The 10,821-nt window shown below is 65.7% G+C and carries 9 protein-coding genes; 7 read left to right on the top strand and 2 right to left on the bottom strand.

Annotated features, from left to right (window positions below):
- Window positions 1-288 precede the first annotated feature (288 nt).
- Window positions 289-2,490: a cytochrome P450/oxidoreductase gene (locus AAGA11_01240; GenBank protein MEM9601459.1), complete on the top strand. Its 2,202-nt coding sequence runs from the start codon at window positions 289-291 to the stop codon at window positions 2,488-2,490.
- A 37-nt stretch (window positions 2,491-2,527) separates the two neighbouring features.
- Here AAGA11_01240 and AAGA11_01235 read toward each other — a convergent pair whose 3' ends face one another.
- A complete protein-coding gene (locus AAGA11_01235; GenBank protein MEM9601458.1) occupies window positions 2,528-3,001 on the bottom strand; it encodes a YHS domain-containing (seleno)protein in 474 nt (157 codons plus the stop codon).
- 217 nt (window positions 3,002-3,218) lie between these two features.
- Here AAGA11_01235 and sbmA point away from each other — a divergent pair, with 217 nt between their 5' ends.
- From sbmA to AAGA11_01205, 6 genes are all read left to right on the top strand, one after another.
- Window positions 3,219-4,457: a peptide antibiotic transporter SbmA gene (gene sbmA / locus AAGA11_01230; GenBank protein MEM9601457.1), complete on the top strand. Its 1,239-nt coding sequence runs from the start codon at window positions 3,219-3,221 to the stop codon at window positions 4,455-4,457.
- Window positions 4,458-4,718: 261 nt separating this feature from the next.
- Complete coding sequence (locus tag AAGA11_01225) at window positions 4,719-5,945, top strand: serine protease (GenBank protein ID MEM9601456.1); 1,227 nt, start codon at window positions 4,719-4,721, stop codon at window positions 5,943-5,945.
- Between the two features lie 107 nt (window positions 5,946-6,052).
- Window positions 6,053-6,349 carry a hypothetical protein gene (locus AAGA11_01220; protein ID MEM9601455.1) on the top strand — a complete coding sequence of 99 codons (297 nt, stop codon included), beginning with the start codon at window positions 6,053-6,055 and terminating at the stop codon, window positions 6,347-6,349.
- 102 nt (window positions 6,350-6,451) lie between these two features.
- Window positions 6,452-7,357 carry an aminotransferase class IV gene (locus tag AAGA11_01215; GenBank protein ID MEM9601454.1) on the top strand — a complete coding sequence of 302 codons (906 nt, stop codon included), beginning with the start codon at window positions 6,452-6,454 and terminating at the stop codon, window positions 7,355-7,357.
- Between the two features lie 82 nt (window positions 7,358-7,439).
- On the top strand, window positions 7,440-9,029 hold the full coding sequence (locus tag AAGA11_01210; GenBank protein MEM9601453.1) for an ABC-F family ATPase: 1,590 nt from the start codon (window positions 7,440-7,442) through the stop codon (window positions 9,027-9,029).
- Entirely contained in the window at window positions 9,001-9,384 is a 384-nt protein-coding gene (locus tag AAGA11_01205; protein ID MEM9601452.1) for a DUF952 domain-containing protein, read from the top strand. The genes AAGA11_01210 and AAGA11_01205 overlap by 29 nt, the downstream gene beginning before the upstream one ends.
- A gap of 33 nt (window positions 9,385-9,417) precedes the next feature.
- Here the strand turns inward: AAGA11_01205 and AAGA11_01200 are convergent, their stop codons facing one another.
- A complete protein-coding gene (locus AAGA11_01200) occupies window positions 9,418-10,602 on the bottom strand; it encodes an extracellular solute-binding protein (GenBank protein MEM9601451.1) in 1,185 nt (394 codons plus the stop codon).
- Window positions 10,603-10,821 lie beyond the last annotated feature (219 nt).

Below are 10,821 nucleotides of genomic sequence, written 5' to 3'. Positions count from 1 at the left end.
CGCCCGTGGGTGCCGGTCTTGGAGAGGTAGTCGGCCATGGAAGGCTCCGATTTCGGTTGGCTGAGCGGCTTACCCGTGCAGACATGGTGGGTTGTCGGCCCGGGTACGCACTGCGCGGACAGGTTCGCTCGGCAAGCCGCTTAGGGTAGCAAGCCACCGGGGACGTCTCCACCGCTGTCGGGCGGACCGGGGTAGACTGGCGTCACATTTTTCAGCAGCCGTAGTGGCCGTGCAACACGTGCACCCGCTGTGGCGTGCGATTGAGAATCACTTTCATCTGGAGAGCGCGTGCGCGTGCGCGTGCGCGAGCGTGAGTTCACTGCGTCAGCCGTGCCATCGGACCCGACGGATTTCTACAGCGACGCGGTGATTGCCGACCCTGTGCCGTATTACGCGCGCTTGCGCGCGCTCGGCCCGGTGGTCTGGCTGCCGGCGCAGCAGGCCTATGCGCTGCCGCGCTACGCCGAGGTGAGCACGGTACTGCGCCAACCGCTTCTGTTCTCCTCGGCTGAGGGCGTGTCCCTGAACCCGAAGGTGAACGCCGTGCTCAAGGGCAGCACCCTGAACTCGGACCCACCTGACCACGACCGGACGCGTGCGGTGACCAGCGCCCCGCTGCTGCCCGGCGCGCTGCCGGAGATCGAGCCGCGTGTGCGAGCAGCGGCCGACGGCCTGGTCGACACGCTGTGCCGACGCGGCCGCTTCGACGCCGTGACCGATTTCGCCCAGTACCTGCCGGTCACCCTGGTTGCGGAGTTGGTCGGTCTGCCGGAGAACGGGCGTGACAACATGCTGAAGTGGGCGTCGGCCACCTTCAACCTGTTCGCCAACGACAACGCGCGCGCCAGGGCAGCCTTCGACGACCTGGCGGATCTCGCGCGTTTCCTCAAGACCTACGGCCACCCGGACAAACTCAAGCCGGGTGGGTGGGCGCAACGCATCTTCGAGCGCGGAGCGCAGGCCGGCCTGACCTTCGACACCTGCGCGCAGTTGATGCGCGATTACATCAACCCGAGCCTCGATACGACCATTTCGGCGACGGGTCAGATCATCAAACTGTTCGCAGACAACCCGGACGAGTGGACCCGCCTGCGGGAACACCCGGCACTTGTCGACAATGCGATCGAAGAGGCGGTGCGGCTGGCGACGCCGATACGCGCGTTCTCCCGTGTCGTCAGTGAAGACACCCGGCTGGCCGGGGTGGCGCTGCCGCGCGGTGCGCGCGTGATCGTGATCTACGCCTCGGCGAACCGCGACGAGCGCAAGTTCGCCGACCCGGATCGCTTTGACATCGGTCGCGACGTGCACGACCACGTGGGTTTTGGTCAGGGGGTGCACATGTGCATGGGCATGCACCTGGCGCGCCTCGAGATGCGGTGTCTTCTCGAGGCGCTGATGGCGCGGGTCACGGCCTTCGAGGTGCTCGCCGAACCGACGGTCGCCTGGAACAACACCATCCGGGCCTTCAGCCGGATGCCGGTGCGGGTGGTGCTGGACGCCTCGCCCCGGTCGAGTGCAGTGCAGCGCACGCCGCCCCCTGCGGCGGACTGGATCGAGGTGCGGGTTGAGCGTGTCACCGACGAGACCGACTCGGTCAGGGCCTTCGAGCTTCGGCCGCACGACGGGACGAGGCTGCCGGCGTTTGACGCGGGTGCCCACATCGATGTGCAGATCGCCCCGGGGCTCGTGCGTCAGTACTCGCTGTGCGACGCGCCTGCGGCCGCGCCGGCGCGCTACCGCATCGGTGTGTTGCGCGAACCCGGTTCGCGAGGCGGGTCGGAGCACTTGCACACCCGGGTTGCGGCCGGCACGGTGTTGAAAATCAGCCCGCCGCGCAACCACTTTCCACTGGTCGACAACGATGCGCCGGCGGTGCTGTGTGCCGGTGGCATCGGGGTCACGCCGTTGCTGTCGATGGCGTCGGCGCTGTTGGCTCAGGGTCGGCCGTTCGCCATGCACTACTTCGTTCGGATCGACGCCGAGCCGGCCTTTCGCGGTGGCTTGTCGGGCTTGGGCGACCGGGTGACGGTGCACCGGTGCGGGCGCGCGGGCGTGGTAGACGTGGTTCGCAGCTGGGCCGTGTCAGGGCAGAGCGGAGGGCAGCTCTACGTGTGCGGACCGGCGGGGTTCATCGACGTGGTGCTGCAGTCGGCGGCCGCGAGCGGTTGGGCGGCTGATCAGCTGCACGCCGAGCGCTTTGGCGCCGAGATCGACACCGACGGGGACCCGTTCGAGGTGCATGCCGCGCGGCGCGGTGTCACGGTGACGGTCGCGCCGGGCGAGACCATCGTGTCGGCGCTGGCCGAGCGGGGGATCGAAGTGCCGGTGTCGTGTCAGTCCGGTGTGTGTGGCACGTGCCTGACGCCGGTGCTGTCCGGCACGCCCGAGCACCGCGATTGGGTGCAAACGGACCGGGAGAAAGCGGCCAACGACAGGGTGGCGGTGTGTTGCTCGCGCGCACGGACCCGCACCCTGGTGCTGGACCTCTGAGCGCGCTGTACGCCTCCCTGGATTGGCCGTGGGGGCTTTACTGGGCAGCCAGCAGCGCGTCGAAGTTCCGGTCGGCTCGCTCGTTGTAGCCCGCGATGTCCTTTTCCCACTTGCGCTGGATCTTCTTGTCGTAATTCAGGTAAAGCTTGCCGTCCGAGATGGTCCACGCCTCGGGCTCGATCTTGACCAGGCCACCCTCAGCCACGCCGTAGGCACAGTAGCCGCCGTACTGTGGCGCGTACTTGGTCGGGTCGGCGGTGAAGAGGTCGAGGTGCGCCTGTGAAGCGAAACGCCAGGTCGCCCCTTCCCAGGAGGTGGTGTAGCGGTCATCGCCCTCGAGCGGTTTGCCCTCGGTGAAGTAGGCGACAGGGTCGTAGCCGCGAATGGCAACCCCGGACGGCTTGTAGCTGAAGAAGCCCGATTTCTCGAGGGTGTTGATCGGTTCAGCCGCGTGCACCGCAGCGCCAAACGCCACCATCAATAGCAAGACCGCCCTTGTCAATATGCGCATGTCGCGTCTCCACAGTGTGTCAGTGCTAACCATAGACTGGCCTGGCCCGTTCGAGTTCGCCCCGGGACTCTACGTGGAACCCGCTACAACGGCTGCCGGACGGGCCGCACACGGGGCGCCACCGATGGTGCGGATTCGCTGGTGTGTACGTCTGAACCCTCCCGGTCGGCGGGCATCTACACTGTTCATCTGATTCCTGTCGCCACCGGACACTGCCGTGTTTCGTTCCTTTTTTCCGCACCCGAAGTGGTTTCTGCTCTCCGCCATCGCGTACACCGGCGTGGTGATGGCCCTGTGGTTCGGCTGGCTGGCCGACTGGCAGCCCGGGCTCGACTGGGCTGCGCAGTACACCCCTGCAGTGGTCGAGGGTGAACGGCCACCGTTTCTGTCGCCTGCCAAACTGTGGGTCTACGTGTACATCCTCGGGTGTGGGCTTGTGTTTCCGCTGCTGTGGATCGTGCACGGGCGCAACGGGTGGTACCGCTGGTCCGTCTGCGGCACGACGCTGATTGTTGTGGTGTCCTATTTCACCGTGCAGGTCTCGGTCTTCATGAACGACTGGTACGGCAGCTTCTACGACCTGGTTCAGAAGGCCCTTAGCGGACCCGGCTCGGTCGAGGCCTCGGAGTACTGGGGCCAGCTCTGGACCGTGATCCCGGTGTTGATGGTGAACATCTCGGTGCTCGTGGTGGTGAGCTTCTTCACCAAACACTACCTGTTTCGCTGGCGCACGGCGATGAACAACTACTACATGCACTACTGGTCGCGCCTGCGCCTGGTCGAGGGGGCCGCCCAGCGCGTGCAGGAAGACACACAGCGCTTTGCCCGCATCATGGAGTCGCTGGGCGAAGGCCTGGTCGACGCCATCATGACCCTGATCGCCTTCCTGCCACTCCTGCTCAGCCTCTCGGCGCAAATCGACGAGCTGCCGTTGATCGGTGCGGTAGACGGTTCGCTGATGTATGTGGCCGTCGGCTCGGCCTTGTTCGGCACCGTGCTGATGGCCGTGGTCGGCATCAAGCTGCCCGGGCTCGAGTTCAACAACCAGAAGGTCGAGGCCGCGTTCCGCAAGGAACTGGTCTACGGCGAGGACAATGCCGACAAGGCCAGCCCCCCGGAGATCCGCGAGCTCTACGAAGCCGTGCGACGCAACTACTTCCGGCTGTTCTTCCACTACCTGTACTTCGGTGTGTTTCGGTTCGGCTACCTGCAGTTCTCGAACTTCCTGACCCTGATCGCGCTCGGTCCGACCATCATCTCGGGCGCGATCACCTTCGGATTCTTTCAGCAGGTCAGCAACGCCTTCGGGCGGGTTGAAGGCGCGCTGCAGTTCATCGCCAACGCGTGGCCGACGATCATCGACCTCATCTCCATCCACAAGCGCCTGGTGGCCTTCGAGGCGAACATCCAGGGCGCCCCCGTGCCCGAGCAGGACGAGTGGATCACGCAGTTCTAGGCCGAGCTGCGTACTGCGGCTGAACACCGTGTGTCACGACCGCGTCAGTGAGACCGTGCACGCAGGGCGCGAAGGGCGCACGGCGTTGTTGCCGACGGGTGAGTCGCGATAAGGTTCGCAGGAACGGGTGGCGCGGGACGCGCTGCCCGGTCGGGTGAATCCAAACGGCTCTCTGGCTCGGAACGCCATGGACCGGGGGAGAGAGGCGGGCGCATGAAGGCATTGGCGGCGTTTGCATGGGCGTTGTGTGCGGCGCTAACTATGGCCAGTGGGGTGGTGCGTGCGGAGACAGAGGTCTCGTCGCGCATTGTCGGTGGCACGCCGGTCGCCGAGGGGACGTACCCCTGGATGGCCGGTGTCTACTTCCGGGCCGGTTCAACCACGCTTTTTCGGCCTGCGTGCGGCGCCACGCTGATTGCCGACCGCTGGGTGCTTAGCGCGGCGCACTGTTTCTTCGATTCGGCGGGTGCGCCCGAGCTCGCCACCAACGTGGCGGTCGAACTGGGCGTGACCGACCAGACCACAGGCGTGCAGACGCCGGTGTTCTTCGGCATCGTCTCGCGCATCATCGTCCACCCCGACTACGACGCGGACAGCAGCCTCAACGACATTGCGCTGCTGGAGTTGCCTCAGGCCGTGCCGCTCGCACCGATGGCGCTGCCAGGCGACTTCGAGGCCGTTGCGCGGGTCGGCGAGACCGCCGTGGTGGCGGGGTGGGGTCGCACGTCTGAGGGCGGAGACACCTCGCCCCAGCTGCTCCAGGTCGGTGTGCCTGTCGTCTCCAACACCCAGTGTGGTGACACGTACGCCAACATGAATGGACCGGCCATGGTCTGTGCTGGCGGTCTGCCCTCCGGCGGATTCGACGCGTGTCAGGGCGACAGTGGTGGCCCCTTGTTCGTGGCGAGGGGGGGCCAGCTCGTTCAGGTGGGTGTGGTGAGTTTCGGTATCGGTTGCGCTCGACCCGGTGTGCCCGGGGTCTACACGCGGGTGTCCAACTACCGTTCGTGGATCGACAGCATTGTCGCGGGCACCACCACTTACGCGGGCAGCGCACCGACCCCTAGCCTGGCGACTGATCTCACGGTCAACGTCGCCAGTGCCGGTGCGCTCAGCCGAAACGACAGCGCCCTGTACCGGGTGTCCGGCGGCGACGAGGCGACACTGACCACATCAGTCGGCGACGCCGACCTGTTGGTCTACGCCGGCGACGTGTTGACCTCGGGCAACGTGAGTTGCGAATCGGTGTTGGGTGGCACGAATACCGATGGCTGCGCACTGCCCAACAGCGCTGACCCCGTCTTTATCGAAGTTCGTGGTTTCATCGACTCGCGTTTTGCGGTGACGGTGTCCGGCACCGCTCCGGTGGTGCCACAGGCGACGCAACCGAGCGGTGGCGGTGGCGCCCTGAGTGTCTGGGCGTTGATCGGCCTGTTGGTCGGGCGCCGCCGTGTCAGCCGCACGCGTCGACGCGGCCAGCCGAGATGAGCACGCGGGTGTCCTATGCGGTCGGTGTCGCACTGGCGCTGGCCGGGTGCGTTTCGTCCGGCGACCGGCCCACGTCCACAGTATCGGCCAGTCCGTCAGGAGGCACCATGGAGCCCATTCGCAACCCGGTCCTCACCGGCACGGAGGTCGAATTCGACGCCTTGTCGAACGGCTGCACCCGGGCGTCGGACTTTAGCGTACAGCACGCGGTCGTCGCAGGGCAGTGTCGACTGTCGGTGCTGCGCAAGCGCGAGGACAACTGCCGAAAAGCGCCGTCGCTGGAGCGGTTCAGTGTGCCATGGCGCGCACCGAAAAATTGCAACCCTGACTCGATCGCGTTCCGGAATCCGGTCGCAGCCAACCGGGCGGCGGCCACAGGCAGCACAGCCAAACAGCTCGACTGAGCGGCTGCACTCGCGTCACGCACGGCGCTCGCGTACCGTAGGGCGTGTTGCACTCGGGCGTCGCCGCCGGGGTGCGTTCACCGTTTCCAGACGCGGAAGACCATGAGCCACCACGACCGAAGCACGCACGACGCCGCACACGATCCACGCAATGACCACTTGCAGGTGTATGTCAACGGCGACATCAAACCGCGGGAACAGGCGCTGGTGTCGGTCTACGACGCGGGTTTCATGCTCGGTGACGGTGTCTGGGAAGGGCTGCGTCTCTACGGCGGGCGCTGGGCGTTTCTGGAGGAGCACCTGGACAGGCTGTTCGAGGCAGCACGCGCGATCGACCTCGACATCGGCATGACCCGTGCGGCGCTCGCCGACGCGCTGGACCGCACGGCGGCCGCCAATGGGGCAACCGAGGATGCGCACGCTCGGCTGATGGTCACGCGGGGCGTCAAGGACCGCCCCTTTCAGGACCCGCGGTTGTCGCGATCGGGGCCGACGGTCGCGATCATCGTTGAACACTCCCGTGCGGTCACCGGACGGGGTGTGCGCCTGTTCACCGTGCCGCAGCACCGTGGCCTGCCGCTCACCCAGGACCCCAAACTCAACAGCCACTCCAAACTCAACTGCATCCTCGCGGGTGTGCACGCGCAGAAGGCGGGTGCCGACGAGGCTCTGATGCTCGACCCGCACGGCTTCGTCAACACCACCAATTCCTGCAACTTCTTCATCGTGCGCCGCGGGGAAGTCTGGACCTCGACGGGCGACTACTGCATGAACGGCATCACCCGTCAGAAAGTGATCGACGTGTGTCGTGCGGCGGCCATTCCGGTGTTCGAGCGCAACTTTGCCCTGGTCGACACCTACAGCGCCGACGAGGCGTTCCTGACCGGCACCTTCGGGGCACAGACCCCCGTGCTCAACATCGACGGGCGAGACATCGGCGACGGGATTCGGCCGGTGACCGAGCGCATTCAGTCCCTCTACCGCGCGCTGGTGTCCGCCGACCGTTGAGGTCCGCAACTGCGCGAGCGGCGGCCGCGTTCTGTATAATTGGCGGGTTTCGTCAACCGCCCGACCAACGCGAGGCCCGGCCGTGATCACCAGCGCGAACGTCACCATGCAGTTTGGTGCAAAACCCCTTTTTGAAAACATTTCGGTCAAGTTCGCCGACGGCAACCGCTACGGCCTGATCGGCGCCAACGGCTGCGGCAAGTCGACCTTCATGCGCATCCTCGACGGCTCGCTCGAGCCGTCGCAAGGCAGCGTGTCGCTCGCGCCGGACACACGCATCGGACGGCTGGAGCAGGACCAGTTCGCGTTCGAGTCCTACAGCGTGATCGACACGGTGATCATGGGGCACCGTGAACTCTGGGCGGTCAAGCAGGAGCGCGACCGCATCTACGCGCTGCCCGAGATGAGCGAGGACGACGGCATGAAAGTCGCCGAACTCGAAGTGCAGTTTGCCGAGATGGACGGCTACAGCGCCGAGAGCCGGGCGGGTGAATTGCTGCTCGGGGCGGGCATCGAGATCGGATTGCACGACGGCCCGATGAGCGAGGTCGCGCCGGGCTGGAAGTTGCGCGTGCTGCTGGCGCAGGCGCTCTTCTCGGAGCCCGACGTGCTGTTGCTCGACGAGCCCACCAACAACCTCGACATTCACGCCATCCGCTGGCTGGAAGGTGTGCTCAACAGCCAGAAGTCGACCATGGTGATCATCTCGCATGACCGCCATTTCCTGAATTCAGTCTGCACGCACATGGCCGACATCGATTACGGCGAGTTGCGCGTGTACCCTGGCAACTACGACGACTTCATGATCGCCTCGACGCAGGCACGGGAACGCTTGCAGCAGGAGAACGCCAAGAAAAAGGCGCAGATCGCCGACCTGCAGCAGTTTGTCAGCCGCTTTTCGGCCAACGCGTCCAAGGCCAAGCAGGCGACGTCGCGTGCGAAGCAGATCGACAAGATTCAGCTCCACACGATCAAACCGTCAAGCCGGGTCAGCCCGTACATCCGCTTCGAACAGGACAAGAAACTGCACCGTCAGGCGGTCACGATCGAATCGCTCGGCCACGGCTTCGACGAGGGGCCACTCTTCAACGGTGGTGACATCATCCTCGAAGCCGGTGCCAGACTGGCCATCATCGGTGAGAACGGTGTCGGCAAATCCACCTTTCTCAAATGCCTGACCGGCGACGTGGTGCCCAACGAGGGCACCGTCACGTGGGCCGAAAACGCGCATTTCGGCTACGTGCCGCAGGACACCACGCACGAGTTCGAAGGCAATCTGTCAGTCTTCGATTGGATGAGCCAGTGGCGCCGCGAAGACCACGACGAGCAGATCGTGCGCAGCACGCTGGGTCGCCTGTTGTTTTCGCACGACGAGCTCAAGAAGCCCGCGCACGTCTGCTCGGGTGGGGAGAAGAACCGCCTGCTGTTCGGCCGTTCGATCATGCAGCAGCCCAACGTGCTGATCATGGACGAGCCCACCAACCACCTCGACATGGAGTCGATCGAGGCGCTGAATTTCGCCCTGGAGCTGTTCGAGGGCACGCTGGTGTTCGTCAGCCACGACCGCGAGTTTGTCTCGTCGCTTGCGACCCGGATCATCGAGATCCAGGGCGGCCGATTGACCGACTTCGTCGGCAACTACGATGAATACCTGCTCAAGCGCGCCGCCTGAGGCGGCGTCGCGGCTGCTGCACATCACGTCTGTATCGGCCTGGCGTGACGCGGGTGCGCTGTATCGGGCCGCGTCGCTGGACAGCGAGGGGTTCATCCACTGTTCCACGCTCGATCAGGTCCTGATCCCGGCGAACGAACGTTTTCTCGGGCAATCCGGGCTGCTGCTGCTGGTCATCGCACGCGAGGTGATCGACGCCACGCTGGTCTTTGAAGACTGCTACGACACCGGCTTGGCGTTCCCGCACATCTACGGGCCCATCCCGCGAGCTGCGGTGCTTGACGCGGTGGCGTTCCCACCGGGTGCCGACGGCCGTTTCGCGTTGCCCGATGGCGTGCTCGCCTGGTTCGACTGAGCGTCGGGGCCGGCGTTGTCCACCGTATGCCGATCAGGCCGATAGCGCACGCAGAAAGCGGTTGGTGTACGCCGCGCTGGTGCGCCTGAACCACGCACTTTGTTGCGGCACCGGTCGCAAGCGGCCGAGTGCTTCGACCGGGTAGGCGCGTTCGAAGGCCTGTCGATACCACGTTGGCGCGTGCTGCTCGGCGCCGCGCACGACCGCATTGAAACCGTGGTCGACGGTTGCAGCGCCAGCCCACGCCGGGGTCAGGCTCGCATCGAGGAACGCGTGTGCGATCGACTTCCGGCGGCTCCACTCGGCGAGCAGCCAACCCGAGGTCCAGCACAGCGCGCCCTCGCGCGGTGCGCTGAAGGACACCGGCTCGTCCACCGCCTGCAAGGAAAACGCAGGCGTGTCCCAGGTCTGGCCCAACACGGCACCGTCATCGAGCAGGCCTTCGATCTGTGTGCGCGCGTCGTTCCACATCAACCGCACACGGTCGCTGTAGCGTGTCATGTAGTGCAAGGCTGCGTCGTAGGCGGTCTCGAGTGCACGCGGGTCGTGTTCACCGTTCAGCATACTGCCGCGGGGCAAGGTACCGAGTGATTCGAGCAGGTAGACCGTGGTGCACAACGCCGTGGCAGGTCGGATAAGCGTACTGCTGGCGGCGGCGCCTTCCCAGAGGTCGCGGTACGAGGGCGCATCGACAAAGTGGCGCATGTCGTGCCGCCAGCCAATGCCTTCCGCGCCCCAATTTGTTGGCAGCCAATGGGGTGTTGCCCCGTCGAAGCGCCAGTGGTCCATTGCTGGACGCAGCAGCGGTTCGTGCACGTCCGCCAGGCGCGGGATGTCGGCGGGTTGCCAGGCTGATGTCATGCGCCGTGCACGCCAGAACGGCGCCTCGTGGCCGGGGCTCAGGCAGAGGTCGGCCCGGCTGCGCGCCCACTGCGTCGCGACGTTGACATGCGGGTCGAGCGGCACCAGCTCGAGGCGCTGGCCCGACGCCGATTCGAAGTGACGGTGCGCCGTGTCCAGGCGAAAGTCCGCCGGCACCAACAACCGGAGTGGGGTGGGGTCCGGCCTTCCGGCGTCCGGGCTGCCGGGGTCCGGCCTCTCGGGATTCGGGATTCCCGCCGCGTCGGCCGCCAGCGCACGCGGTGCCAGGCCGGCGAACAGGCCGGCCGAGAGCCCCAGAGCGGCACGCCGCGTCAGCTGTGGAGGGTGGTCTGACACGCGCCGCGCGGGCGTGTCGGAGTCCACCGGTTGCGCCCGTCGGGCACGATCGCGGGATGAGTGTTTCAAAAACAAGACAAAAACAGCAGCTTGTGAGCGAAAAGTTAGGTAATTTGTAAGGATAAAGGCACGGCTCTCGTCGTATAGTTACCACAGGATGTTGTGATGGGTGAAATCACATGAAACCGCATGGGTCCTGTGCGATTCCGCAACCTGTCT

The sequence above is a fragment of the Pseudomonadota bacterium genome (assembly GCA_039196715.1).
Taxonomy (GTDB): Bacteria; Pseudomonadota; Gammaproteobacteria; order CALCKW01; family CALCKW01; genus CALCKW01.
This window is presented reverse-complemented; position numbering and strand designations above follow the sequence as displayed.

What these genes read in the sequence shown, in the direction of transcription:
- AAGA11_01215 (MEM9601454.1), top strand. Translation starts at nt 6,452, where the DNA reads ATGAGCCACCACGACCGAAGCACGCACGACGCCGCACACGATCCACGC.
- AAGA11_01225 (MEM9601456.1), top strand. Translation starts at nt 4,719, where the DNA reads ATGGCCAGTGGGGTGGTGCGTGCGGAGACAGAGGTCTCGTCGCGCATT.
- AAGA11_01205 (MEM9601452.1), top strand. Translation starts at nt 9,001, where the DNA reads ATGAATACCTGCTCAAGCGCGCCGCCTGAGGCGGCGTCGCGGCTGCTG.
- AAGA11_01220 (MEM9601455.1), top strand. Translation starts at nt 6,053, where the DNA reads ATGGAGCCCATTCGCAACCCGGTCCTCACCGGCACGGAGGTCGAATTC.
- AAGA11_01235 (MEM9601458.1), bottom strand. Translation starts at nt 3,001, where the DNA reads ATGCGCATATTGACAAGGGCGGTCTTGCTATTGATGGTGGCGTTTGGC.